The sequence below is a fragment of the Arthrobacter sp. 05N33_2 genome (assembly GCF_056397425.1).
In genome coordinates this window covers 16,205-40,045 of the sequence record NZ_JBFTNJ010000027.1, presented here as the reverse complement: position 1 = coordinate 40,045, position 23,841 = coordinate 16,205, and the positions used below count along the sequence as shown (strand labels likewise).

24 protein-coding genes are annotated in these 23,841 nt (G+C 66.8%); 5 read left to right on the top strand and 19 right to left on the bottom strand.

What is annotated here, in order from left to right; all coding sequences use genetic code 11:
- Window positions 1-31: 31 nt before the first annotated feature.
- From AC1DHX_RS12535 to AC1DHX_RS12475, 13 genes are all read right to left on the bottom strand, one after another.
- Window positions 32-766, bottom strand: a complete 735-nt coding sequence (locus AC1DHX_RS12535) for a DedA family protein (protein WP_476856591.1) — start codon at window positions 764-766, stop codon at window positions 32-34.
- A gap of 156 nt (window positions 767-922) precedes the next feature.
- The gene (locus AC1DHX_RS12530) at window positions 923-1,558 is read right to left on the bottom strand and encodes a DedA family protein (protein WP_223914188.1); all 636 of its coding nucleotides are present in this window, start codon (window positions 1,556-1,558) and stop codon (window positions 923-925) included.
- A gap of 178 nt (window positions 1,559-1,736) precedes the next feature.
- Window positions 1,737-3,068, bottom strand: coding sequence for a thymidine phosphorylase (locus AC1DHX_RS12525; protein WP_476859158.1), 1,332 nt, complete (start codon window positions 3,066-3,068; stop codon window positions 1,737-1,739).
- Entirely contained in the window at window positions 3,065-3,469 is a 405-nt protein-coding gene (locus AC1DHX_RS12520) for a cytidine deaminase (protein ID WP_230010838.1), read from the bottom strand. The genes AC1DHX_RS12525 and AC1DHX_RS12520 overlap by 4 nt, the downstream gene beginning before the upstream one ends.
- Window positions 3,470-3,471: 2 nt before the next feature.
- Entirely contained in the window at window positions 3,472-4,788 is a 1,317-nt protein-coding gene (locus AC1DHX_RS12515; protein WP_223914190.1) for an ABC transporter permease, read from the bottom strand.
- Entirely contained in the window at window positions 4,785-6,185 is a 1,401-nt protein-coding gene (locus AC1DHX_RS12510; RefSeq protein ID WP_476849112.1) for an ABC transporter permease, read from the bottom strand. The genes AC1DHX_RS12515 and AC1DHX_RS12510 overlap by 4 nt, the downstream gene beginning before the upstream one ends.
- Window positions 6,178-7,869, bottom strand: a complete 1,692-nt coding sequence (locus AC1DHX_RS12505) for an ABC transporter ATP-binding protein (protein ID WP_476900084.1) — start codon at window positions 7,867-7,869, stop codon at window positions 6,178-6,180. The genes AC1DHX_RS12510 and AC1DHX_RS12505 overlap by 8 nt, the downstream gene beginning before the upstream one ends.
- Window positions 7,870-8,032: 163 nt before the next feature.
- On the bottom strand, window positions 8,033-9,139 hold the full coding sequence (locus tag AC1DHX_RS12500) for a BMP family lipoprotein (RefSeq protein ID WP_476859160.1): 1,107 nt from the start codon (window positions 9,137-9,139) through the stop codon (window positions 8,033-8,035).
- 309 nt (window positions 9,140-9,448) lie between these two features.
- Window positions 9,449-10,480 (bottom strand): NADP-dependent oxidoreductase, encoded by a 1,032-nt coding sequence (locus AC1DHX_RS12495; RefSeq protein WP_476900083.1) that lies wholly within the window; start codon window positions 10,478-10,480, stop codon window positions 9,449-9,451.
- Window positions 10,477-10,908: an organic hydroperoxide resistance protein gene (locus tag AC1DHX_RS12490; protein WP_223914194.1), complete on the bottom strand. Its 432-nt coding sequence runs from the start codon at window positions 10,906-10,908 to the stop codon at window positions 10,477-10,479. The genes AC1DHX_RS12495 and AC1DHX_RS12490 overlap by 4 nt, the downstream gene beginning before the upstream one ends.
- 182 nt (window positions 10,909-11,090) lie before the next feature.
- Window positions 11,091-11,555, bottom strand: a complete 465-nt coding sequence (locus AC1DHX_RS12485; RefSeq protein ID WP_476859162.1) for a MarR family winged helix-turn-helix transcriptional regulator — start codon at window positions 11,553-11,555, stop codon at window positions 11,091-11,093.
- Between the two features lie 275 nt (window positions 11,556-11,830).
- Complete coding sequence (locus AC1DHX_RS12480) at window positions 11,831-13,030, bottom strand: amidohydrolase (protein WP_476849117.1); 1,200 nt, start codon at window positions 13,028-13,030, stop codon at window positions 11,831-11,833.
- Window positions 13,031-13,127: 97 nt separating this feature from the next.
- Window positions 13,128-14,261 (bottom strand): mannose-1-phosphate guanylyltransferase, encoded by a 1,134-nt coding sequence (locus AC1DHX_RS12475; protein WP_476900082.1) that lies wholly within the window; start codon window positions 14,259-14,261, stop codon window positions 13,128-13,130.
- Window positions 14,262-14,528: 267 nt separating this feature from the next.
- On the opposite strand from AC1DHX_RS12475, the gene sdhC reads away from it, so the two are divergent.
- The 5 genes from sdhC to AC1DHX_RS12450 all read left to right on the top strand — a co-directional run bounded on the left by sdhC (window position 14,529) and on the right by AC1DHX_RS12450 (window position 19,081).
- Window positions 14,529-14,909 (top strand): succinate dehydrogenase, cytochrome b556 subunit, encoded by a 381-nt coding sequence (sdhC, locus tag AC1DHX_RS12470; protein WP_079553238.1) that lies wholly within the window; start codon window positions 14,529-14,531, stop codon window positions 14,907-14,909.
- A gap of 3 nt (window positions 14,910-14,912) precedes the next feature.
- Window positions 14,913-15,407, top strand: coding sequence for a succinate dehydrogenase hydrophobic membrane anchor subunit (locus AC1DHX_RS12465; protein ID WP_476859163.1), 495 nt, complete (start codon window positions 14,913-14,915; stop codon window positions 15,405-15,407).
- A 191-nt stretch (window positions 15,408-15,598) separates the two neighbouring features.
- Window positions 15,599-17,398: a succinate dehydrogenase flavoprotein subunit gene (gene sdhA / locus AC1DHX_RS12460; RefSeq protein WP_476900081.1), complete on the top strand. Its 1,800-nt coding sequence runs from the start codon at window positions 15,599-15,601 to the stop codon at window positions 17,396-17,398.
- A 1-nt stretch (window position 17,399) separates the two neighbouring features.
- Window positions 17,400-18,182 (top strand): succinate dehydrogenase iron-sulfur subunit, encoded by a 783-nt coding sequence (locus AC1DHX_RS12455; RefSeq protein ID WP_026537821.1) that lies wholly within the window; start codon window positions 17,400-17,402, stop codon window positions 18,180-18,182.
- 134 nt (window positions 18,183-18,316) lie between these two features.
- Entirely contained in the window at window positions 18,317-19,081 is a 765-nt protein-coding gene (locus AC1DHX_RS12450; RefSeq protein ID WP_079553244.1) for an alpha/beta hydrolase family protein, read from the top strand.
- On the opposite strand, the gene AC1DHX_RS12445 is transcribed toward AC1DHX_RS12450, so the two are convergent.
- From AC1DHX_RS12445 to AC1DHX_RS12420, 6 genes are all read right to left on the bottom strand, one after another.
- Complete coding sequence (locus AC1DHX_RS12445; RefSeq protein WP_476900080.1) at window positions 19,044-20,210, bottom strand: YihY/virulence factor BrkB family protein; 1,167 nt, start codon at window positions 20,208-20,210, stop codon at window positions 19,044-19,046. The two genes, AC1DHX_RS12450 and AC1DHX_RS12445, sit on opposite strands and share 38 nt — an antisense overlap.
- On the bottom strand, window positions 20,155-20,766 hold the full coding sequence (locus tag AC1DHX_RS12440) for a 2'-5' RNA ligase family protein (RefSeq protein WP_476900085.1): 612 nt from the start codon (window positions 20,764-20,766) through the stop codon (window positions 20,155-20,157). Before AC1DHX_RS12440 ends, AC1DHX_RS12445 begins: the two co-directional genes overlap by 56 nt.
- 4 nt (window positions 20,767-20,770) lie before the next feature.
- Window positions 20,771-21,886, bottom strand: a complete 1,116-nt coding sequence (gene trpS, locus AC1DHX_RS12435; protein WP_476859166.1) for a tryptophan--tRNA ligase — start codon at window positions 21,884-21,886, stop codon at window positions 20,771-20,773.
- Window positions 21,887-21,903: 17 nt separating this feature from the next.
- Window positions 21,904-22,737, bottom strand: coding sequence for an exodeoxyribonuclease III (locus tag AC1DHX_RS12430; RefSeq protein ID WP_476859167.1), 834 nt, complete (start codon window positions 22,735-22,737; stop codon window positions 21,904-21,906).
- A gap of 10 nt (window positions 22,738-22,747) precedes the next feature.
- Entirely contained in the window at window positions 22,748-23,317 is a 570-nt protein-coding gene (locus tag AC1DHX_RS12425; protein ID WP_476900079.1) for a hypothetical protein, read from the bottom strand.
- Between the two features lie 146 nt (window positions 23,318-23,463).
- Window positions 23,464-23,820: a VOC family protein gene (locus AC1DHX_RS12420; protein ID WP_230009984.1), complete on the bottom strand. Its 357-nt coding sequence runs from the start codon at window positions 23,818-23,820 to the stop codon at window positions 23,464-23,466.
- Window positions 23,821-23,841: the final 21 nt, after the last annotated feature.

Below are 23,841 nucleotides of genomic sequence, written 5' to 3'. Positions count from 1 at the left end.
TTCCAACCATAGGGTCGCCGGGCGCTGGAAGCTACTTTCCGGATGCTCCGGACTCAGCGGACGGACCGGCCAGCATCGTGCCGTGCAGCTCGGAAGCACGCTCACCGGAGGCGGGTTCGTTGACGTATTCGGTCTCGGACGGGACCGGACTGGTGTCGTGGCGGCCCAGGCGCTTGTGCCACCAGCGCAGGAGATGGTCGATGAGGACACCGAGCACAATGGCGAATACCACCGCGATGCCCGCGCTGAGCAACGGGTTGTGGTGCAGCCACGGGAAGGAACTGGCCAGGACGCCGATGCCGATTGAGTAGGCGACCCACGTCAGGCAGGCGAAGCCGTCCAGGAAGAAGAACCGGCGGTGCGGAAACGCCGTCGTGCCTGCCACGTAGTTGACGGCGACGCGGCCCCACGGAATGTACCGGGCGGTGAAGATCAGGACGGCGCCGCGCTTCTCGAGTTCGTAGTGGGCCCAGCCGAACACCTTTTGGACCTTCGGTTTGCGCATCCAGCGGAACCGCTCGAGGCCAATCTTGCGGCCCAGCATGTAGGCCATGTTGTCGCCGGCCATGGCTCCCACGAGGGCCGTGAGGCCGAGGATCCACAGGTTGGGCTGGCCGCTGTGCACGGAGTACGCAGCCAGGGCGACGATCAGGGTCTCGCTGGGGACCACCATCGCGAAGCCGTCCACGAAGAAGAAAACCAGCAGGAGGGGGTAGATCCACCACTGGCCAGCGGCATGGAGCACGGCCTCGTTAATGAACTCCATGCAGGTGGTGCTCCTTGATGACTGGGAACGGACAACTAAGCCGTATCGTACTCGCGATGACAGTGGGTAGAACCATGGACGAAACTTTGCACGACGTGCGGCCAACAAACGTGACCCAAATCGCTCCTAAGTGTCCCATGGGCGGGCCCAATCCGCCTAGGACTCGGCGGGCGGCACGGAATGCGTCGGTTCCTCCGGTGCGCGGCCGCGCACCCTGCTGATCACGCGGTCCAGGACGACGCCCAGGACGATCGCGCAGACGATGGCAATGGCCGCGCCCAGCACGTGGTTTTCCTCAAACCACGGACCAACAGTCAGTCCGATCCCCACCGAGTAGCTGGCCCAGAGCAGCGCCGAGAGCACCGTCAGGCTGACGAATCTGCGCCACGGGTAGTGCGTGGCGCCGGCCGTCAGGTTAACGGCCACCCGCCCGATCGGGACGAAGCGGGCCACAAGGATCAGTGAGGCGGGCCGTTTCCGCAGTTCCCGGCCGGCCCAGCGGAAGGCCGCCTGCATGCGCGGGCCGCGCTGCCACGCCCAGCGCCGGGTTCCGGTCCCGCGGCCGATCAGGTAAGCCATGTTGTCGCCCACCAGGGCCCCTGCGGCAGCCGTTGCGATCAGGAGCAGAGGGTTGGGGACGCCCGCAGTGGCGGCGACTGCAGCCAGGCCCACCACCACCGATTCGCTCGGAATCGGGGGGAAGAACCCGTCGATCACGCAGCAGGCGAAAACCAGGACGAGGACCCAGGGTTGCCCTGCGGCGGCGAGGATGAAGTCGTTGATTGCCTGCACAGCTTCCTAACGCGCGGCGGGGCCAGATCGATCCAAGCGCAGGCTCGGCCGGAGCCGGGCCTGCGCTTGACGGGTACTGCTGTGGAGTCAGTGTACCGCCGGCTCCGGCCGCCGCTGCCCTCTCCCCTACGGCTGTTATCCCCAGGGTTTGGGCACCGTAAGGGATAGGGCGACGGGCTTAGGCGATGCGGTCGATGATGAGCTTCTGGGCGGGCCGGGAGCCCTCGGGGGCGATCACGGCGGCGCGTTCGAGCGCTTCCTTGGCACGCTCGAACTTCTCCGGTGTGTCCGTGAGCAGGGTCATGAGCGGTTCGCCTGCCTTGACCGTGGCGCCGGGCTTGGCGTGCATCCGCACCCCGGCACCGGCCTGGACCTGGTCCTCCTTGCGGGCGCGCCCGGCACCGAGCCGCCAGGCAGCGACGCCGACGGCCATCGCGTCGAGCTCCACCAGGACACCGTCGGCCGGGGCGTAGATGACCTCGGATTCCTTGGCGACCGGGAGCTTGGCGCGCGGGTCTCCGCCCTGGGCCTCGATCATCCGGTTCCAGACGTCCATGGCCCGGCCGTCCCGGAGTGCTGCCCGGGGATCGGCGTCGCGGATGCCGGCGCACGCCAGCATTTCCTCCGCGAGCCGGATGGTGAGTTCGACGACGTCGTCCGGGCCTCCGCCGGCGAGGACCTCCACGGATTCCTCGACCTCGATCGCGTTGCCCGCGGTCAGGCCCAGCGGCGTGTTCATGTTGGTGAGCAGGGCCACCGTGTTGACGCCGGCGTCCTTGCCCAGGGCCACCATGGTTTCGGCCAGTTCGCGGGCGCGGGCCTCGTCCTTCATGAACGCGCCGCTGCCCACCTTGACGTCGAGCACCAGCGAGCCGGTGCCTTCGGCGATCTTCTTGCTCATGATCGAGGAGGCGATCAGCGGGATGGCCTCCACGGTCCCGGTGACATCGCGGAGCGCGTAGAGCTTCTTGTCCGCCGGGGCCAGCCCGGCGCCGGCCGCGCAAATGACCGCGCCGACGTCCTGGAGCTGGGCCATCATTTCCTCATTGCTCAGGGCCGCACGCCAGCCCGGGATGGCCTCGAGCTTGTCCAGGGTGCCGCCGGTGTGGCCGAGGCCGCGGCCCGAGAGCTGCGGCACTGCCACGCCAAACACCGCTACAAGCGGAGCCAGCGGCAGGGTGATCTTGTCCCCGACGCCGCCGGTGGAGTGCTTGTCCGACGTCGCCTTCACGCCGCCGTCGGGCCGCCGCAGGCTGGAGAAGTCCATCCGCTCGCCGGAGGCGATCATGGCCGCCGTCCAGCGGGAGATCTCGGCCCGGTCCATGCCGTTGAGCAGGATGGCCATGTTCAGGGCGGCCATCTGTTCGTCGGCGATGGCGCCGCGGGTGTACGCGTCGATTGTCCAGTCGATCTGGGCCGGGCTGAGCACACCCTTGTCCCGCTTGATGCGGATGATGTCGACGGCGTCGAACGCTTCACTGTTGGGGGGGTTCTGAGTCGTTTGTGTCACCGGGGTTCCTCCAGGTGTTGGGGGCCAAAGGCATCGGGAAGGACCTGGTCCATGGTCTTGATTCCCTGCGTGGTCATGAGCTCCATGTCCGGAGCCCGGAATTCGTAGAGCAGCTGGCGGCAGCGCCCGCACGGCATGAGGACATTCCCGCCGGCGTCGACGCAGTAGAAGGCGCGCAGCCGTCCCCCGCCGGTCATCTGCAGGTTGCCCACCAGGGCGCACTCGGCGCACAGGGTCAGCCCGTAGCTGGCGTTTTCGACATTGCAGCCGCTGACGATCCGCCCGTCTCCGGTGAGGGCCGCGGCCCCCACCGGAAACTTCGAATACGGCGCATAGGCGTTCTTCATGGCGGACACTGCCGCAGCTTCGAGTGCAGCCCAGTCGACGTCGATGCTGTCCATTCTCAGCCCTTGATGTACGGTATGCCGTCAGCGGCCGGCGGCCGGGAGCGGCCGACGAGCCCGGCCACGGCAAACACGGTCACCACGTACGGCAGCATGGCCATGAACTGGCTCGGCACCGGGGTGCCGATGATCGTCACGATGCTCTGCAGGTTGTCGGCGAAGCCGAACAGCAGCGCGGCGAAGAACGCCCCGATCGGGTTCCAGCGGCCCAGGATCATGGCGGCGAGGGCAATGAAGCCGCGCCCGCCGGAGATTTCCTTGGTGAAGCTGTCGATCGCCACGAGGGTGAAGAACGATCCGCCGATCCCGGCGACGGCGCCGCCGAGCGTGACGTTCCAGAAGCGGGTCGCGTTGACCTTGATGCCCAGGGTGTCGGCCGCCTGCGGGTGCTCGCCCACGGCACGGACGCGCAGGCCCCACTTCGTCTTGAACAGTGCGACCCAGATCACGATGACTGCCACGTACATCAGGTAGCCCACCACGGACTGTTTGAAGAGGATGGGCCCGATCACGGGGATGCTGGACAGGACCGGGATATCGATGATGGGCAGCTCGGCGGGCGAGTTGTACTTCTCCGGATCGGACTGCATCACGGTGGTGAACAGGAAGCCGGTGAGCCCGGAGACCAGGACGTTGAGCACGACGCCGACGATGATCTGGTTGACCACGTACTTGATGCTGAACACTGCCAGCACCACCGACACAAGGGCGCCCGCCACGGCCGCCGCAAGCAGGCCCAGGTAGGGGTTGTGCGTCAGGCTGGCGACGAGCGCGGCCGTGAAGGCACCGCCCAGGAGCTGGCCTTCGATGGCGATGTTAACGACGCCGGCGCGTTCGCACAGCACACCGGACAGGGAGCCGAAGACGATCGGCACGGCGAGGGTCACGGATCCGGCGATGAGGCCGGCCAGCGAAATACTGGGGGTCCGGGCGCCGCCCACCACCCAGATCAGGAAGGCGACCACGAACACGACGGTGAACACGGCCGGCACCCAGCGCGGGGGCCGCCGGTTCGCTCTCGCCTTCAGGACCAGGGCGTAGCCCGCGAGGCCCAGCAGGATCAGGGAGAGCACCATGCCGGACAGGAATGCGGGTACTTCGATCGCCGGGAGCTGGAAGAAGTCTCCGCTGGATGAAACGCCGAACTTGGCGTTCGCCTGCGGGCCCAGCAGTCCGAAGAAGATGAACGCTACGGTGGCCAGCACCGCAAGCGTGACCGGCAACTTCCAAGTCACGGGCTTGGCGGACACCGTCGGCCTGTGGTTCTTCTCCGGCTGGGGTTTTCCTTCAACGGGCGAGGTTGCTGTTGTGCTCATGCGGCACCTCCGGTGGTTGCGGCCTGCTTGGTTTTGCCGGCGGTCGCGGCCTTCTTCTTGCGCGGGTTGAGTCCGAAGATCGCCCGGACCAACGGCGGCGCCGCGATGAACAGCACGATGAGTGACTGGACCACGAGCACGATGTCGATCGGAGTTCCGGTCTGGATCTGCATCTGGACAGCGCCTGCGCGGAAGGCCCCGAACAGCAGGCCGGCGGCGAAGGTGCCCCATGGCGAGGACCGTCCCAGCAGCGCGACCGTGATCGCGTCAAAGCCGTAGGTTGCCGCGACACCGTCGGTCAGGACCTTTTCGGTGCCCGCCACCTGTGCCACGCCGGCCAGGCCGGCCAGGCCACCGGCAATGGTCATCACCAGGATGGTGGCCCGGGAGACGTTGATGCCGGCGGTCAGGGCTGCCTTGGGGTTGGCCCCGACGGCACGGAATTCGAAACCGAGCGTGGAGCGGTTCAGCAGCCACGAAACAAACACGGTGGCCGCGATGGCCAGCAGGAATCCCAGGTGCAGCCGGTACTGGCTGCCGAAGATCAGCGGGTACGCGGCGCTGGGGTCCACGATGGGCGATATCGGTGTGTCCGCCCCCGGACGCTGGAACAAGTCMGTGTCGAGCAGGTAGCGCAGGAAATAGAGTGCGATGTAGTTGAACATGATGGTCACGATGACCTCGTGGGCGCCGGTCCGGGCTTTGAGCACGCCGACGATGCCGCCCCAGACGGCGCCGCCGATGACGCCGGCCACCAGGACCAGCAGCAGGTGTATCCCCAGCGGCAGGTGCAGCGCGAAGCCGACCCATGAGGCGAGGATGCCGGCCATGATGATCTGGCCCTGCGCACCGATGTTGAACAGGCCCGCGCGGAAGGCCAAGGCGACGCCGAGGCCGGCGGTGATCAGCGGGGTGGCGATGGTCAGCGTCTCCATGAGGGGGGCGAACTGTCCGGCCACGCCGTTCCCGCGGGGGTTGAAGACCGCGCCCTGGAAGAGGGCGACGTACGAATCGGTGGCGGCGGACCAGACGGCGATGAGGAAGTCACTGGGCCGGGCAAAGAGATAGCCCGCCGTGGTGCCGACAACCTTGTCCGTCATGGCGATGAGCAGGCCGCCGAGGATCAGTGCGAGCAGCACCGCCAGGATGGTCACGATGCCGTTGCCGGTGAAGATCTTGCGCAGCAGCGACTCCTCTTCCGGGGCACCCGGAAGAGCTCCGCTCTGGGTCGAGACCGGAACGGCCGATGGCTGGTGGGCGCCGCCCGCGGTGTCCAGCGAGGTGACGAAGTCTGCATCGTCCTCGAGTGGTTCAGGCTCCACGTCGGTGGCCTGCGATGCCGGAAGTCGGTCCGGGTCCGGTGCGGCCGCGGACCGCGGCTCGGTGTTCTCACTCATGGGGGTCTCCTACGGCGCCGGAGCCGGGCTCCTGCACGGACGGGGCGGCGGGGGCCGGGTTCATGGCCGGCTTCGTTGCGGGGTTTTCGGCCGGGGAGCCGGCCGGGGTTTCTGCTGCGTTCGCGGCCGGGTTTTCAGAAAGGGATCGGGCCGAGTGCCTGCCTGCGGCGTCGGTCTGGGCCTCGTCCGGGGAAACGCCGGCCATCATCAGGCCCAGGACGTCGCGCCCGGTGCCGGCCGGGACGATCCCGACCAGCCGGCCCTTGTACAGCACGGCGATCCGGTCGGCGAGTTCAATCACCTCGTCCAGTTCGGTGGAGACGATCATGACGGGCGTGCCGTGGTCCCGCTCCGCGACGATCCGCTTGTGCAGGAACTCGATGGAGCCCACGTCCACGCCGCGGGTGGGCTGGGAGGCGATGAAGAGCCGCAGCGGCCGGGAGAGCTCCCGGGCCATGACGACCTTCTGCTGGTTGCCGCCGGACAGGGTGCCGGCTGCCAGTGAGCCGGACGGGGTGCGGACGTCGAATTCCTCGATCCGGGTCTTGGCGTTCTCCAGGACCTTGGCCGGGCTCATGCTGATGCCCTTGGCGAACGGCGCCTGGTCGTAGCGGTCCAGGATCAGGTTCTCGGCGATSGAGAASGTGCCRATCAGCCCGTCGASSGAGCGGTCCTCSGGSACGAASCCGACGCCGGCSTTGAGSACSTCCTTGACGCTGCGGCCCACGAGTTCTTCGCCGTCGAGGGTGATCGAGCCGTGGACCCGCTCGTGCAGGCCSAGGATGGCTTCGGTCAGYTCSGTYTGGCCGTTGCCCTGGACGCCGGCGACGGCGAGGATCTCGCCGCGGGCGATTCCGAAGCTGATCCCGTCCACCACGTGCTGGCCGTTGGGGGCGATGACCGTGAGGTCCTTGACCTCGAAGGTGGTCTCCTGCGGATTCGCGGGAGCCTTGTCCAGGGTCAGGCTCACGGCCCGGCCCACCATCATGGAAGCCAGCTCGGTGGTCGAGGCGCCGGGATCGGCCGAGCCCACTACCTTGCCGCGCCGGATGACGGTGATGGTGTCCGAAACGGCCTTCACCTCACGCAGCTTGTGGGAAATGAAGACGATCGAGGTGCCGTGGCTCTTGAGCTGGCGCATGATGTCCAGCAGTTCATCGGTGTCCTGCGGGGTCAGCACGGCCGTGGGCTCATCGAGGATGAGCACCTTGGCGTCGCGGACCAGTGCCTTGATGATCTCCACGCGCTGCTGCACGCCCACGGGGAGGTCTTCGATCAGCGCGTCGGGGTCGACGTCGAAACCGTACCGGTCCGAGATCTCCCGGATTTTCCGGCGGGTGTCATCCAGGTCCAGGAATCCGCCGGTCTTGGTGGTCTCCGCTCCCAGGGCAACGTTCTCCGCGACGGTGAAGACGGGGACCAGCATGAAGTGCTGGTGCACCATGCCGATGCCGGCCGCCATGGCGTCGCCGGGGCCGCGGAACGTGACCGGTTTGTCGTCGATTAGGATTTCGCCCTCTGTGGGCTCGTACAGTCCGTAGAGGACGTTCATCAGCGTGGACTTGCCAGCGCCGTTCTCACCGAGCAGACAGTGGATCTGCCCGGGTTCAACAACCACATCGATGTGATCGTTCGCTACCAGGGAGCCGAAGCGTTTGGTAATGCCCTTGAGTTCAAGTTTCAAAACTCTGACCAATCTCGAGGTGTCCGGACGGCTTGGTCCGGACGCGTAGGGGCGCTGCAGCACCAGCTTAGTGCCTGGGATCTGAGGCACTAAGGGCCGCAACGAAAAGCGCCACAGCCCGTGCGGTGGTGACCGGACGGGCCGTGGCGCTTAGCGGAGGAAGTTAGGCTTTCGGGCTGGCTGCGGATTCAACCTTCAGCTTGCCGTCGGCGATGTCCTTCTTGATCTGGTCCAGCTCGGACTTCAGTTCGGCCGGAACCTGGGAATCCATGTCGTGGAACGGGGCAAGCTGGACGCCGTCGTTCGCGAGCGTGCCGACGTACGGCTTGTTGGTGAACTGGCCGTCCTTGTCCTGCTTGACGACCGCCTCGACGGCCTGGCCCATCTGTTTCATGACGGAGGAGAGCATGATGTCCTTGTAGTCCGGTGCCGTGAGGAAGCCGTCGGAGTCAACCCAGATGAGCTTGACGTCCTTGCCTGCCGCCTTCGCTTCCTGCAGGGCCGCGCCGGCTCCCTTGCCGACCGGACCGGCGACGGGCATGACGATGTCGGCGCCCTGGTCCAGGAAGTTCTGGGTGAACTGCTTGCCCTTGTCCTGCTTTTCGAAGTCGCCGGTGAAGGAGCCGTCCTGCTTGGCCTTGTCCCAGCCGAGAAGCTTGACGTCCTTGCCCTTCTTCTCGTTGTAGTACTTCACGCCGTCGGCAAAACCGTCCATGAAGATGGTGACCGTGGGGATCTTGATGCCGCCGAACGTGGCGACCGTCCCGGTCTTGGTGGTGCCGGCTGCGAGGTAGCCGGCCAGGAACGCGGCCTGGGCGGTGTCGTAGATGATCGGCTTGACGTTGGCGACCGGGGTGTCATAGCCGAAGTCGATGATGGCGAAGTGCTTGTCCGGGTTCGCGGTGGCCTGGGACTTGGTGGCGTCGCCGAGCAGGAAGCCGACCGTGATGGTCAGGTTGCAGCCGGCGGAGACCATGGCGCGCAGGTTCGGTTCGAAGTCGTTGTTGGTCTTGGACTCGGCCTGGTTCATCTCGATGCCGAGATCCTTCTTGGCCTTCTGCAGTCCCTCGTAGGACGACTGGTTGAACGACTGGTCATCGAATCCACCCGAGTCGGACACGATGCAGCCCGTGTAGTTGCTGGCGGTGTTGGTGGCGGTGCTGGCCTCCGGGGCAGCTCCGCAGCCGGTCAGCAGGAGTGCAGCCGCGCCCGCGGTGGCAACGCCGGCCATTGATCCGCGCTTAAAGGTGGCACGCAGAGAGTTCTTCAATTTTCCTCCAGGAAGAAAGAGTAGGCGCTACGACGGAAGTTCAATGAGTGTCTGTCTGCGGTGTTCCGCTGATCTCTGTTGTCACTGATGGATTTCGCAGCACTGCGCCGAGGCGCACTTATGCAAGCTACTGTAGTGGCCTGCGCCACGTCCCGATAACACACGTCCCGGCGAATGCCCAGATTGTTGAGAACTTGTTACCTAGAGGTAGCCGGTGCCCGCCGCGACCACAGACGCCTCCGGCGCCGGTCCCCGCAGGAACCGGCGCCGGAGGCGTATGTGGCGGCACGGCGATTGCCGGGTGTCCGGCTACAGCCGCACGAGCATCTTGCCGGTATTGGCGCCGTCGAGCAGGTCCATGAAGGCCTGCGGGGCGTTCTCCAGCCCGTCCACCACCGTCTCGTCGTAACGGACCGTTCCGTCGGCCAGCCAGCCGGACATGGTCTCGACGAACTCGGCCATGTGCTGCCAGTAGCCGCCCACCAGGAAGCCCCTGAGCGTCAGCTGTTTGCCGATCGCCAGCATGAGGTTCCGCGGTGCCGGCGTCGGTTCGGTCGCGTTGTACTGGGCGATGGYCCCGCACATGGCCACCCGGCCACCGACCGTGAGGGCGGACAGCGCGGCTTCGAGGTGCTCGCCGCCGACGTTGTCGAAGTAGACGTCGATCCCGCGCTCACCCGCGGCCGCGGCGAGCTGTTCCGCCACGGGGCCGTCGTGGTAGTTGAACGCGGCATCGAAGCCGAGTTCGAGCAGGCGTGCCACCTTTTCCGGCGAGCCGGCGCTGCCGATCACCCGGGACGCGCCCATGGCCTTGGCGATCTGCCCGACGAGCGAGCCGACCGCGCCGGCGGCGCCCGAGACGAACACGGCGTCGCCCGGCTTGAATTCCGCGACCTTCAGCAGTCCCGCGTAGGCGGTCAACCCTGTCATGCCAAGGGCGCCGAGGAATGCTGACGCCGGGGCCAGATCGGTGCGCGCCACCGTGGTGGCCGCGGCATCGACGACGGCGTATTCGCGCCAGCCGAGGCCGTGCACCACCGTGTCGCCCACAGCGCGCCCTTCGGCCCGGGACGCGATCACTTCGCCGACGGCGCCGCCGTCGAGGGCGGTATCCAGCGCAAACGGCGCGGAGTAGGACTTGACGTCGTTCATGCGTCCGCGCATGTACGGGTCCACCGAGATGAACAGGTTGCGGACCAGGACCTGGCCGTCCTGCAGTTCGGGCAGCGCCGACTCGGCGAGGCGGAAGTTCGCCGGGACGGGGCGGCCGTGGGGGCGGGACGCCAGCTGGATCTCGCGGGTGGTGGCGGGAAGGGTGAGAGTTTCGGTGTTGTTGCTCATGCGGCTACCTCCAGGATGGTGATGTCGACAGTGATGTTGCCGCGGGTGGCGTTGGAGTACGGGCAGATCTGGTGCGCCTTGGCCACGAGGGCCTCGGCCGTGTCCCGGTCCACGGCGGGCAGGGCGATCTCAAGTTCGGCGGCCAGACCGTAGCCGGCACCGTCCTCGAGGGCGCCGAAGTGGATCTTGGCGGCGACGGCGGAGTCCGTCAGGTCGGCGCGCTCCTTGCGTCCCACCAGGCGCAGGGCGGAGTGGAAGCACGCGGCGTAACCGGCGGCAAAGAGCTGTTCGGGGTTGGTGCCCGCGCCGTCACCGCCGAGTTCGACCGGGCTGGCAAGGGTGACGTTCAGCTTGCCGTCCTTGCTGATGGCGGTGCCGTCGCGGCCTTCGCCTGAGGCCAGGGCCTCTGCTGTGTAAAGGGTCTTCATGGTGTTTCCGTTCTGTCGGCGGGAAGAAGGGGTTCAGCGGGGAACTCGCCGGAAGCCTGCCGAGTCGCCGTAAATTTCCGGCGAGTTGGCACGCCTCCCGCGATTTCGACGTCGGCCGTGTGGGCCTGGGAAGGGTGGTGGAGGGGGAAGGGCTTAAGGGAAGGGCGGTGGAGGGGAAGGGCTTAGTGGGAGGCGTGGAGCGCGTTCGTCAGCCGGCCCAGGGTGTCGCGGAGCTGGTCCAGTTCCGCGGCGGTGAACCCGGCGGCGTCCGCCAGTCGCTGCGGGATTCCGCTGGCCTTGGCGCTCAGTGCGGCGCCGGCGCCGGTCAGGAAGATCTCCACGCGGCGCTCGTCCTCGGCGGAGCGGCGGCGCTGGACGAGTCCGAGCGCTTCGAGCCGCTTGAGCAGCGGCGAGAGCGTGCCGGAGTCCAGGCCCAGCTCCTCCCCCAGTTCACGCACGCTGCGCGGCTCCGCTTCCCAGAGCACCAGCATGGCGAGGTACTGCGGGTAGGTCAGGCCGAGCTCCTCGAGCATGGGCCGGTAGGCGGCCGTGGCGGCACGTGAGGCAGAGTACATCGCAAAACACACCTGCCGGTTCAGGCGGAGCGCTTCCGGGCCGCCCGTGCGGGCCTCTTCTGACGTGGTCATGACTCCACCGTACCGCACAATTTAGTTGCGTGCAATTCAGTTGTGCACAACTGAATTGCGGAGCGGGAACCGGCATCGACGTAGAAGGGGCCGCCGCGGCACGATTCCCCGCCGCTGCCGCCGAGTTTCCCCACGTTTGACGGGTGCCGACGGCGTGTCGGCCCGCACCGCCGGCGTGTCCCGGCGTCGTGCCGGCATAGGTGGGGAAACTCCGTGCGGCGGTCTTGGCCGGGTGCAGCAGGGCGGGCCCGGTGTAGGGGCCCGGGCGGAACGGCTTACAGGTCGCGGATGGTGCGCAGGGCCGCCGCCGTGAGCACCTGGATGCCCAGGCCCAGCGCCCGCTCATCGACGATGTAGTCGCCGCGGTGAAGGTCGTATTCTTCCCCGCCTGGCGTCTTCGTGCCGAGGCGCATCATGGCGCCGGGGGTGTCGGCCAGGAACCAGGCAAAGTCTTCCCCGCCCATGGACTGCGGGGTCAGGACCACGGCGCCCTCGCCGATTTCGGCGCGGGCCGCGGCCTCGATCAGCGCGGTCTCGTGCTCGGAGTTGACCACCGGCGGCACGCCGCGGGTGTGTTCCAGGTGGACATCGACGCCGTACGGCTCGGCGACCTGCCGGATGATGTCGTCGAGCAGCTCGCCGGCGTCGTGCCAGGCGTCGCGGTCCAGGCAGCGCATGGTGCCGGCCATGTAGCCGCTGCCCGGGATGGCGTTCGGGGCCGAGCCCGCGGAAATCTGCCCCCAGACCACGGACACGCCGCTGCGGACATCGACGCGGCGCGAGAGCACTGCGGGAACGTTGACCGCGATCTGCGCCAAGGCGAAAACCAGCTCCTCGGTCAGGTGCGGGCGCGAGGTGTGGCCGCCGCGGCCGGAGAGTTCAATCTTGATGGTGTCCGAGGCGGAGGTGATCGCCCCGATCCGGGTGCCGATCTTGCCGATCTCGATCCGGGGGTCGCAGTGCAGCGCCAGGATGCGCGGCACGCCTTCCAGGACACCCTGTTCGATGCACGAGGTGGCGCCGCCGGGCATGGTTTCCTCGGCCGGCTGGAAGATGATCCGGACGGTCCCGCTCAGCGGGGACGCCTCGTGCATGCGCTGCAGGACCAGCGCGATCCCAAGCATGGTGGCAGTGTGGACGTCGTGGCCGCAGGCATGGGTCACGCCGTGGTTCTTCGAGGCGAACTCAAGGCCAGTTTCCTCGATGATCGGCAGGGCATCGATATCCCCGCGCAGTGCGGTGGCGATGGGACCCTGCCCGACGTCGACCGTCAGGCCAGTGCCCTCGAGGCGGCGCGGCTTGAGCCCGGCTTCCTCGAGCCGTTTCGCCAGCTTGTCGGTGGTGCGGAACTCCTTGAACGAAAGTTCCGGATGCGCATGGAGGTCGCGGCGGAAAGCGATCAGCTCCGGCAGGAGGGGCTCCAGCCACGGCCCCACGAGAGTCGTGGGCTCAGCTTCAGTCGAATAGTTGCGCACGGAATAACTCTATCGAGCGGCCAAAGAATAGCGGCATCGGGTACGGCGCGTTACGGATTGCTGAACATTGCACAGGCCGTGATCCGCTCCCCTCCGCCTACAGGACGTCGGTGTCGCCCTTGGCCTTGATGGCATCCACGGCCTGTTTGACCCGCTGCGAGTGTTCCTTGGTGGTGACCAGCAGGGCGTCCGGGGTGTCAACGATCACGACGTCCTTGATGCCGATCAGGGCGATCACCCGCTTGGTGTCGGAGACCACCACGCCGCTCGCGTTCTCGGTGAAGACGCGTGCGCCCTCGCCCAGGACCGTGACCTCGTCGACTTCCTTGGCGCTGTTGAGCCTGCCCACGGACGCGAAGTCCCCGACGTCGTCCCAGAGGAACGTTCCGGGCACCACGGCGACGTCGCCGGCGGCGGCGGCGGGCTCGGCGACGGCGTAGTCAATGGCGATCTTGGGCAGCGTGGGCCACACCCGGGCCGTGACGGCGTCGCGCTCCGGAGTGTCCCAGGCCTTGGCGATCTCCTGGAGTCCGGCGAAGAGCTCGGGCTGGTTGGCTTCGAGGTGCTTGAGCATCAGCGAGACCGGGGCCACGAACATGCCCGCGTTCCAGACATATTCGCCGCTGTCGACGTACTCCTGGGCCACTTCCTCGCTGGGCTTCTCCACGAACTCCACCACGGACTGCGCACTGGGCGCGTCCGGGATGTGGAGGTTCGCGCCGGAACGGATGTAGCCGAATCCGGTGGAGGGATGGGTGGGCTTGATGCCGATGGTGACGATCTTCCCCGCGGCCGCGGTGTAGACGGCTTCACGGACGGCGTCCTGGAAGAGGTCGTCCGGGCTGATGACCTGGTCCGCGGCGAACGAGCCCATGATGATGTCCGGGTCCCGCTCGTGCAGGATGGCCGCGGCGAGGCCGATCGCAGCACCGGAGTCCTTGGGTTCGCTCTCCAGGACCAAGTCGGCTTCCAGGACCTCCGGCAGCTGGCGGCAGACGGCTGCCCTGTGGGCGGAGCCGGTCACCACCAGCACGTGCTTGCCGGCGACGGGCTGGAGGCGGTCATAGGTCGCGCGCAGCAGAGTACTGCCCGAACCGGTGAGGTCGTGAAGGAATTTCGGGGCCGCTGCCCGTGACAGGGGCCAGAGGCGGGTCCCCACCCCGCCCGCCGGAATAACCGCAATAAAACGGTCCAGCGGTGAATCCTGGCTTGYCACTTTGTCTGTAGTCATCACGGCTACTTTAGCCGACGGCGGCCAATTCGGTCCGAATTGGGCCGGGATCAGGCCCTGCCGGCGCCTGCGACCACGGCCAAATGTGGCGTTCGTCTCAAAACAAACGCAAAACCGCGCCGGGGCCTGTCAACAAGGAGTTCCCAAATTGAATAAGCTGTGAGCGAAGCCTAGATTTAGGCTTGAGCTTACGAGTGCTCTCGCAGCAGGCGTTCCCCCCGCGTGGATCCCATGCCAGCGCCGCTGTGTTGCAGGGAGGTTTATTCAGTGCCGACAAAACCAGCTGGCACCTTGTACCGCGGCCGTGAAGGCATGTGGTCCTGGGTTGGACACCGCATTACCGGTGTAGTGATTTTCTTCTTCTTGTTGGTCCACGTGCTGGACACCTCATTGGTGCGTGTGTCCCCCGAGGCCTACACCGCAGTGATTGGTGCCTACAAGAACCCCCTCATGGCCCTGGGTGAAACGGGCCTTGTGGCGGCGATCGTGTTCCACGCCTTCAACGGCCTGCGGATCATCGCCGTCGACTTCTGGAAGAAGGGTGCCAAGTACCAGCGTCAGATGCTCTGGACGGTCCTGGGCCTCTGGGTCGTCGTCATGGTCGGCTTCTCCATCCGCCACCTGTCCCTCGCCCTTGGAGGTCACTAAGCCATGACTGCAACCATTCAGAGTCCGCGCAGCGGAAAACCCGGTAGTGGAAAACCCGGTAGTGGAAAGATCCAGCCCAAGTACCGCCGCACTGGCGGTTCCAAGGGCAACTTCGAGATGCTCGCCTGGCTCTTCATGCGCCTCTCCGGCGTCGTGCTGGTGGTGCTGATCTTCGGCCACCTGACGGTGAACCTGCTGGTCGGCGAGGGCATCCACGCGATCGACTTCGGCTTTGTGGCCGGCAAGTGGGCCGACCCGTTCTGGCAGTTCTGGGACCTGGCCATGCTGTGGCTCGCCATGCTGCACGGCACCAACGGCGTCCGCACGATCATCAATGACTACGCCGAGAAGGACGCAACGCGCCTTTGGCTGAAGATTGTGCTCTATGCGGCCACCACGGTCATCATCATCCTGGGCACCCTGGTCATCTTCACGTTCAATCCGTGCCCCGTGGCCAACGGCGTCCAGCTTCCCGGCGGTTTCTGCCCCGCGCCTTAGGGCGCAGCCGATACGACTCAGCCGTAGCGGCGGAACCGCCGCGGACACCAGCCCGTCCGGGCAGGAATCCGCGGTCCGTCACGGCAACTGATCTTGCCTGCCGAACGCAGGCGCAGATTGCACGAGACTTCACCGGGCAGGCGCGGCCTGCCGGTGGTTTATAGCGAATTTTGAGAGAAAGAGCGTCTGGTATGCAGGTCCATAAGTACGACGTCGTGATCGTCGGTGCCGGTGGCGCCGGGATGCGCGCGGCGATCGAATCAGGTCAGCGCGCCCGAACAGCAGTACTGACCAAGCTCTACCCCACGCGGTCCCACACCGGCGCGGCGCAGGGCGGCATGTGTGCAGCCCTGGCCAACGTCGAGGAAGACAACTGGGAGTGGCACACCTTCGACACCATCAAGGGCGGCGACTACCTGGTTGACCAGGACGCCGCCGAGGTCATGGCGAAGGAAGCGATCGACGCCGTCCTGGACCTGGAAAAGATGGGCCTGCCGTTCAACCGCACGCCCGAGGGCCGCATTGACCAGCGCCGCTTCGGTGGCCACACCCGCGATCACGGCAAGGCACCGGTCCGCCGCGCCTGCTACGCCGCCGACCGCACCGGCCACATGATCCTGCAGACCCTGTACCAGAACTGCGTCAAGCACAACGTCGAGTTCTACAACGAGTACTACGTCCTGGACCTGCTGACCGTCGAAGAGGACGCTGTCCGCGAGGACGGCACGCCGTACAAGCAGAAGCGCGTGGCCGGCGTCGTGTCCTACGACCTCGCCTCCGGCGAGCTGCACGTCTTCCAGGCCAAGTCCGTGGTGTTCGCCTCCGGCGGCGCCGGCAAGGTCTTCAAGACCACCTCCAACGCCCACACCCTGACCGGTGACGGCATGGGCATCGCGTTCCGCCGGGGCATCCCCCTGGAGGACATGGAATTCTTCCAGTTCCACCCGACCGGCCTGGCCGGCCTGGGCATCCTGCTCTCCGAGGCCGCCCGCGGCGAAGGCGCGATCCTGCGCAACTCCGAGGGTGAACGCTTCATGGAGCGCTACGCGCCCACCATCAAGGACCTCGCCCCGCGCGACATCGTGGCCCGCTCCATGGCCAACGAAGTCCGTGAGGGACGCGGCTGCGGCCCGAACAAGGACTACGTCCTCCTGGACCTGACGCACCTTGAGCCTGCGCACATCGATGCCAAGCTGCCGGACATCACCGAGTTCGCCCGCACCTACCTGGGCGTGGAGCCGTACACGGAGCCGGTTCCGGTGTTCCCGACGRCCCACTACGCCATGGGCGGCATCCCCACGAACATCAGCGCCGAGGTCCTCCAGGACAACGACACGGTGGTCCCGGGCCTCTACGCCGCCGGCGAGGTCGCCTGCGTCTCCGTCCACGGCTCCAACCGTCTGGGCACCAACTCGCTGCTGGACATCAACGTGTTCGGCAAGCGCGCCGGTATCGCCGCCGCCGAGTATGCCAAGACCGCCGAGTTCGTGGAGCTCCCCGTTGACCCGGAGGCCTACACGCTGAACCTGCTGGACCACGTCCGCACCTCTGACGGCACCGAGAAGGTCGCTGCGATCCGCAAGGAACTGCAGGACACCATGGACGCCAACATGCAGGTGTTCCGCACCGCCGACACGCTGAACCAGGTCCTGAAGGACATTGCTTCCTTCGAGGAGCGGTACCAGCGCATCAGCGTCCAGGACAAGGGCAAGCGCTTCAACCTGGACCTGCTCGAGGCCGTGGAGCTGGGCTTCCTGCTCGAGCTCGCCAAGGTCATGACCGTGGCGGCCCTGCACCGCGAGGAATCCCGCGGCGGCCACTTCCGCGAGGACTTCCCCGAGCGCGACGACGAAAAATTCATGAAGCACTCCATGGCGTACAAGGATGACCACGCCCCGGCGGACGGTTCCGCCGAGTCGATTGCCGGCATCCGGCTTGCCACCAAACCGGTGGTCTTTACGCGCTACGAGCCGATGGTGAGGAAGTACTAAGATGAGCGCTGAACTCGCTGAGCCAGCATCCAAGATCGAACTGCCCGCCGGCGTCGGCGGGGGCGGGGAAATCCCGTCCTTCGACGTCACCCTGCGCGTTCGCCGCTACAACCCCGAGGTCTCCGAGGACGCCACGTGGGATGACTTCAAGGTCACCATGTACGGCACCGACCGTGTCCTGGACGCCCTGCACAAGATCAAGTGGGAGATGGACGGCAGCGTCTCCTTCCGCCGGTCCTGCGCCCACGGCGTCTGCGGCTCCGATGCCATGCGCATCAACGGCCGCAACCGCCTCGCCTGCAAGACCCTGCTGAAGGACCTGGACACGTCCAAGCCCATCACGGTCGAGCCCATCAAGGGCCTGCCGGTGGAGAAGGACCTGATCGTGGACATGGAGCCGTTCTTCCAGTCCTTCCGCGAAGTCATGCCCTTCCTGATCAACCGTGGCCACGAGCCCACCAAGGAACGCCTGCAGTCGGCCGAGGACCGTGAGCGGTTCGATGACACCACCAAGTGCATCCTGTGCGCCGCGTGCACCTCGTCCTGCCCGGTGTTCTGGACCGACGGGCAGTACTTCGGCCCGGCGGCGATCGTCAACGCGCACCGCTTCATCTTCGATTCCCGTGATGACGCCGGCGACATGCGCCTGGAGATCCTCAACGACAAGGAAGGCGTGTGGCGCTGCCGCACCACCTTCAACTGCACCGAAGCATGCCCCCGCGGCATCCAGGTCACGCAGGCAATCGCCGAGGTCAAGCAGGCCATCCTGTCCCGCAAGGTCTAAGGACCGGTTCCACCGGCCCGCATTACCGGCTTCACCTTCAGTAGTTACCGACGACGGCGCCTCTCACCTTCCGGGTGGGGGCGCCGCCGTCGTTTCCGCCCTCAATGATTCGCCCTCACACGAAAGGGGACACTTTGTCCCACTCAGAAAAAGTCTCGTTCCTGGGTTCCACCGGCGAGCGGCTCTCCGGCGTGCTGGACCTGCCGGAGGGCCCGGTCAAGGGCTGGGGTGTGTTCTCGCACGGCTTCACCCTGGGCAAGGACAGCCCCTCGGCGTCGCGGATGTGCAAGGCCCTGGCGGACAACGGCGTGGGCATGCTCCGGTTCGACAACGTGGGGCTCGGAGAGTCGGCGGGAATGTGGTCGGAGGGGTCCTTCAGCCACAAGGTGGCCGACACCGTCAAGGCCGCCGAATTCATGCGGGACTCAGACCGCCGGGTTTCCCTGCTGGTGGGCCACTCGTTTGGCGGCGCGGCCGTCCTGTCCGCCGCGCGGCAGATCCCGGAGCTTAGGGCCGTGGCCACCGTGGGTGCCCCCTTCTCCCCCAAGCACGTGGCCCACGTCTTTGACGCGGCCCTGGACCGGATCCTGAGCGAGGGAAGCGCCGAGGTGGACCTCGGCGGCAAGCGGGTGGAGATCCGCCGGCACTTCGTCGAGGACCTCGAGAACGCGGACCTGACGGACTGCATCCGGCAGCTGCACAAGCCGCTCATGGTGCTGCACTCCCCCACCGACAATACGGTCGGGATCGAAAACGCCAGCACCATCTTCCAGACGGCACGCCACCCGCGCAGCTTCGTCTCGCTGGAGGGCAGCGACCATCTCCTGACCGGCAAAGGCCAGGCGGCCCGTGCGGCGAAGATTATTTCGGCGTGGGCCGACCAGTACCTCGACGCCTGAACGCGGCGGCCAGCGGCCTGCGGCGGACCCGCGGCTCTACCGGGGTTTTACCCGGCTGGACGCGCCGGGCACCCCAGCCGGTGGTCGCGGCGGCGGGCCCGGCCTTGAGGTCCTCTTCCCGGATCGCCACCCACGCGGCGCAGATCACGTAGACCTGGCTGACCAGGTTGAACCAGATCAGCAGGCCGATGATGATGGCGAAGGGCGCCAGAATGGGGTTCTTGCCCGCGCTGGCCAGCAGCTGGGTGCTGAAGATCTGCAGGATGGTGGTGCCCACCGCGGCGAGAGTGGTCCCTTCCAGCAGGGAGCGCCGGGCTGGCTTCAGCCCGGCGGCCACCCGGTACATGATCACGGCGGTGCCCCAGCCGAGCAGCAGCGGGACGAGGATCGTGACGGAGGTCGTCAGCGGCCCGGCGACTATCGGTTCGAGGCCCAGCTGCCCGGTAACCCATCCGGCGGCCGTGCCGAAGATCAGCGAGGCGGCGGAACTGACTACCAGGGCCAGCCCCATCAGCAGCAGCGTGCCGACGTCCTTGAGTATCTGCAGGATCGGATTCATCACCAAAGGGCCGAGCTGCATCATGCTCCGCATACCGTCGCGGATGCCGCTGATCCAGCCCAGGGACGTGAACACCGTCACCACGGCGGCGATCCCGGCGGCCCAACCCAGGCTGGTGGGGTTCAGCAGCGCATAGGGGTCAACCAGCCCCTCGCTGCCGTCGACCTGCAACAGGCCCGGCGCGGCGGCGGCCACACTCCTGATGACCTGGTCCAGCAGGGCCGGGTGGTCGCTGAGCACGAGGCCGGCCAAGGACAAGCCAGTGGCCAACAGGCCCGTGATGGAGAAAAACATCCGGAAGCCGATGCCGGCACTCAACAGCGGGCCACGCTGACGCAGGTAGTGCGAGTATGCGCGCAGGGGCAGCAGCATGTTCAGCCGGGCCAAGAGCCAGTTCATCATCGCGATCAGGGACGCGACCATGCCGCCGCCGGAGCGCCGGGTCCGGCCCCATTCGACCCTCTTGCGGATGACTTCCAGTTTCAGCCCGGCCAGATYGGTGGGRAGCGGCGGCTYATCGGGCGYCTGCGGTGCCGTCCGGGCCTCTGTCGTGGTCAGGTTTGGTCCCAAAATCAAGCTCTTCCCGTAGCTGCCAGATGCCGTTGTCATCGTGCTCGTAAAGTCCCATGCTAGCCACAGGAAACGTGGCCCTGTAATCCTTCAGGACCGTTTCGGCCTCGTCGAGGCTTTCCGGGGCAACATCGTGGGCCACGGTGACGTGCGGGTGGTAGCCGAACGGCAGTTCCCGCTCCAGGGGGCCGGACTGCAGCTGGCGGTGCAGGTTCACGCAGTCCCCGAAGCCGTCCTCTACGTTCAGGAAGACCACCGGGGACACCGGCCGGAAAGACCCGGTCCCTGCGATGGTCACAGTGAAGGGCTGCTGCCGCCGTGCCACGTCCCGGACATGGCGCTGGGTCGCGGCCCAGTCCTTCGTCATGGTGGTGGTGACCAGCGTGATGTGGGCCGGGACGACGGCGGCCATGGGGTCCCCGAAGGATGCCCGCCAGCGCTGGAGCTCCTCAGCGATGTCCGCCGGGAATCTCAGGATCACACCGATGCTGATGCCTTCGCTGCGCTGTCCGTTCGACGTGGCGGCTTTCGCGGTGACTTTGCTGACGGAGGACATTGACCTAGCGGACTCCCTGGGCGCCGGCATAGGGCAGGAAACCCACCTTGGCGTAGACGTCGCGCAGGGTCACCGAGGCAATCTCCCGGGCCTTGTCCGCGCCGAGGCCCAGCAGCCGGTCCAGCTCCGCGGGATCGTCCAGCAGCTCCTTGGCCCGGTTCCGGATCGGGGTCAGGTGCTCCGTGACCACCTCAGCGAGGTCCGCCTTCAGGTGGCCGTACATCTTTCCCTCATAGGCGGTGACGAGGGCGTCGACGCTTTGCCCGGTGATCGAGGAGTAGATGGTCAGCAGGTTGGACACCCCCGGCTTCGCCTCCCGGTCGAACCGGATCTCGGTCTCCGTGTCGGTCACGGCGGACTTGATCCGCTTGGCCGTGACCTTGGGCTCGTCCAGCAGGTTGATCAGCCCTGCCGGCGACTCCGCAGACTTGGACATCTTGGCGGTGGGGTGCTGCAGATCGTAGATCTTCGCGGATTCCTTCTGGATGAAGGGCTGCGGCACTGTGAACGTGTCGCCGAAGCGGGAGTTGAACCGCTGGGCCAGGTCACGGCTGAGTTCCACGTGCTGGCGCTGGTCCTCGCCGACGGGGACACCGTGCGGCTGGTACAGCAGGATGTCGGCTGCCTGCAGGATGGGGTAGGTGAACAGCCCGACGCTGGCGTGGTCGGAACCCTGTTTGTGCGCCTTGTCCTTGAACTGGGTCATCCGGGACGCCTCGCCGAAGCCAGTGATGCAGTTCAGGACCCACGCCAGCTGGGCGTGCTCGGGCACCTGGGACTGGACGAAGAGCGTGCACTTGTCGACGTCGACGCCGCCGGCAATGTACTGCGCGGCGGTGACCCGGGTGCGGTGCGCCAGCTCGGCAGGATCCTGCGGAACGGTGATCGCGTGCAGGTCCGGGATGAAGAAGACGGCGTCGTACTCGTCCTGCATCCGGACCCAGTTCACGAGGGCGCCGAGGTAGTTGCCAAGGTGCAGGGAGTCGGCGGAGGGCTGCATGCCGGAGAGGATGCGGTGCCGGGCCGCGGTGGCCGCAGAGGCGTCCTTCGCGGTGGCAGTCTGAGCGTCGGGGGCGACGCCGGCCTGGGCCACAGTGGTCGCAGTTGAAGTGGTGGTCATTCGTGGAAGCCTTAAGACTAGAGCCGGTAGTCCACTACCAGCGGGGCGTGGTCGGAGAAGCGTGTGTCCCAGGACGCTGCCCGGTCAACAACGGCTGACACTGCGGCAGCAGCGAGAGCGGGCGTGGCCATGTGGTAATCGATGCGCCAGCCGGTGTCGTTGTCGAAGGCCTGGCCCCGTTGCGACCACCAAGTGTAGGGGCCGTCGACGTTACCCGCCAGGCCCCTGTGAACATCCTTCCAGCCGATTTCCTCGCCGAAGAAGCGGTCAAAATAGGCCCGCTCTTCCGGCAGGAAACCGGCACGTTTGACGTTGCCCTTCCAGTTCCTGATGTCCAGCTCCGTGTGGCCGACGTTGAGGTCGCCCACCACCAGCGCGTGGTCACTGTGCTTGGCGAGTTCGGGCAGCCGCTGGACCATGACGTCGAGGAAACGGAATTTGTCGTCCTGCTTGGGAGTGCCGGCCTCGCCCGAGTGCACGTAGGCGCTCACGACGCTCAGCTGTGAGGCCTGCCCGTCCGCGTCCCGCACGATGTAGTCCGCCTCGACCCAGCGTCCGGCCGTGGCGAAGAAGTCATCGCCGATCCCCACCCGGGTGGCCAGGGGCTCTTCCCGGGAGGCAATGGCAACGCCGGCCCGGCCCTTGGCCTCGGCCTCGGCGTGGAGAATGTACCAGCCCTCGCCGAGCAGTTCCTCGACGATCGCGTCCGGCGCGCGGACCTCCTGGAGGCACAGGATGTCCACCTCGCGCGGCTCAAGCCACTCCGCCATGCCCTTCTTGTAGGCGGCACGGAGGCCGTTGACGTTGACTGACGCGATGCGAAGGTGGTCCTTCTTCAATGCCGAGCTCACCCGATCCACTCTAGTCGATGATGGTTCCGCTGACGGGAGCGTCATCGCCGCCCGGGGATTTGATCATGTCCCGCGCGTTGGTGGCGGTGATCTCGATGGTCTCCAGGGCGCGGCTGATCGTGTCGCGGTCCGCCGCCTCGCCCTTCGCCCGCTCCTGCTCGACCACCCGGACCTGGACCTGGACAATCTTGAAGGAGTGGTCCAGCTTCATGTCGCGGACGCTGTCCGCTGCGCGGCTTTCGCTCACCACGCGGGTTCCGCCGTGGTCCGCGCTGCCCGCAGCCGGCGGCCGGCCCGCTGCGGCGTTGAACGCGTTCTGGGCCTCGGTCAGCCTGGCCCCGGCCTTCTTGGCGGCCTTCTGGATGCTGAACACGACGAAGGAGGCCAGCGCCAGCCAGAAGCCGGCGATGATCGCCACGATCCAGCCSACGACGTCGTTMTGGTTGGCMGCGAAGATCACGGCCACCASGAAMGCGATGATGAAGACCAGCAGCCCCGGCCCGCTGATGCGGAACATGGAGAACCGGCCGCGGGCCGTTGTGTCGTTGGACGTGGTCGAGGAGCTACCCAGAGATTGCATGAGCCCATTATCGCAAACGGGGCCGGCCGCCCGTTCCGCTTCCACCCCGGGCGAACGCCGCCCCCGCGCCCGGCCTGGGTCAGGACCAGCGTTTAGGTCAGAACCAGCGTTTAGGTCAGGACCGGCGTTTAGGTCAGGACCGGCGTTTAGGTCAGGACAAGGCAGAACGGGTGGCCGCTGGGGTCCGTGTAGACCCGGAAGGTTTCCGTACCGGCGTCGAGGCTGGTGGCGCCGAGCCGGAGCACCTCGGCTTCGGCGGCGTCGAGGTCCCCGACGAGCACGTCCACGTGCATCTGCTGCGGGTGCTCGGCGTCGGGCCACTGCGGGCGGACCAGCCGTTCCACCCGCTGGAAGGCGACGGCGGGACGGTCGGCGGCGTCGCCGATCGAAATCCATTCCTCGTCCTCCTGCACCCGGATCATCCCCAGCAGCTCCTGGTAAAAGCCGGCGAGCTTGTCCGGGTCCTCGCAGTCGATGACGAGGGCCTGCCATTTTCCGATCATGGGGTCTCCTTTTTGGAAGGA